Genomic DNA, 1,905 nt, shown 5'->3' on the forward strand with positions numbered 1-1,905 from the left:
AGCAGTAGTATTTCTTGCTGCTTCTGCACTTTTTACAGATAAGCTTCTTACTTCATCTGCAACAACAGCAAATCCTTTCCCTGCCTGTCCTGCTCTAGCTGCCTCTACTGCTGCATTTAGTGCAAGTATATTCGTTTGGAATGCTATATCATCTATTGTTTTTACTATTTTACTTATTAGATTCGACTTTTCGTTTATCAATGTTATCGCCGACATCATATCATTCATTTGAGAATTACTTTCTTCCATTTTCATTTCTACTTCTTTTACTATTTTATTAGCTTTATTTGCATTTTCTGAACTGCTATTTATTTTATTAGAAATATCTACTATTGTAGCAGAAAGTTCTTCTATGCTGTTAGCTTGTTCTGTAGTTCCTTGGGCTAGTGATTGAGCACCTATAGAAACTTGACTTGCTCCAGAAGCAACTTGTTCTGATGCACATACGATTTCTCCCATTACATCGTTTAGTGACTCTGTTATATTATCTGTAGCTTTTTTTATACTAGCAAAATCACCTATATAATTTGCCTCTGTTTTAACTGTCAAATCTCCCTTTGATATTGACACTAATACATAATCTATATCTTGTATTATTTCTGATAAATTATTTACAAGACCAGATGTTGCATCTATTAATATCTTTGTTTCATCATTAGTTTTTATATCTGGAACTGGTGAAGATAAGTCTCCTTGAGATAAAAGTTTTATCCTATCTATACATAATAGGATTGGATTTACTATATTATTTGAAACTCGTAGCATTATAACTATGGCTATCAATAAAGTTATAACAGTAAATATAACAATTAATATTAAACCCCTTATACTATCCTTCATAAACTCTTTTTCATCTGCTGATACTCCAATAGACCATCCATTTGTACCTTCTATAGGTGCATACGCTATAAACTTATTTTCTTTCCCTATTTCATACTCTCCAAATCCACTATTTCCTGCAATCATATCTTCATATATTTTTGCTATTGTTTCTAAAGACTTATTTTCTTTAGCTTTAGCTATTACATTGTATTCTTCTTTTACAAGATTAGTATCACTATTACCAATTTCAGTACCACTTGAATTTACAATACTTGTTTTTCCACTTTCACCTATTTCTGTACGCTTGGCTATTTCTGATAGTACAACTGCATCAGTTATTATTCCTATCACACCCTGTATCTCTCCATTAACCATTATAGGTGCACTTGTTACTAAGATAAACTTACCATCTTCTCTACTAACTACAATATCATTTGTTAATGCTGTTTTCTTTTCCATGGTATCTATAAAGTACTGCCTGTCTGATAGATTAATATCTGTTATTAAATCTTTACCATTTTTATCAACAATAACCATATCGTATATATCTTGATGTGATTTGTATATTCTTTCTATGTTTTTATTCATATTATTCTTATTTTCTTCTGAACCATCCATTATTACATTTATGAAATCTGCATTAGCTGACATTTCAGTTACTAAAGATTTATACACTTCAAGTCTATTAGATACCCTTTGTGCAGTAGTATCTGATGTTACTCTAAGTGATTTTTCAATAGATGATTTTGTACCTTTATATGATGTAACTGCTGACACCACACCCACTATTAGTCCTATTACTACAATTATTGATATTGATGAAAATAATAGCTTTCCTTTGATACCCATTGTTGAATTTTTTTTAAATAATTTCATTTTTCGATTAATTTTATCTTTTTTTCTCAAAATCTTTCCCCTTTATATTTTATTTTTTGCAAAAAAAGAACTCTTGCACTTATTTATACAAGAATTAGACATATTCATATTTAATTATCGGATTAAATTTAAATTACTTTATATATTTATTTATATTTAATTTAATCACATTAAATTTTAATTATAAAAAGCCATCCTCTAAATATT

At 28.8% G+C, this 1,905-nt stretch carries 1 protein-coding gene; it reads right to left on the reverse strand.

Translation table 11 applies throughout. The annotated features are described in order from the left end of the window. Positions 1 to 1,728 (reverse strand): methyl-accepting chemotaxis protein (locus ACRC03_RS05015; protein WP_438651466.1); only part of this gene is annotated, 1,728 nt, incomplete at its 3' end. Between the last annotated feature and the right edge of the window lie 177 nt (positions 1,729 to 1,905).

Source organism: Romboutsia sp., from assembly GCF_051659545.1.
Lineage (GTDB): Bacteria > Bacillota > Clostridia > Peptostreptococcales > Peptostreptococcaceae > JBOFOR01.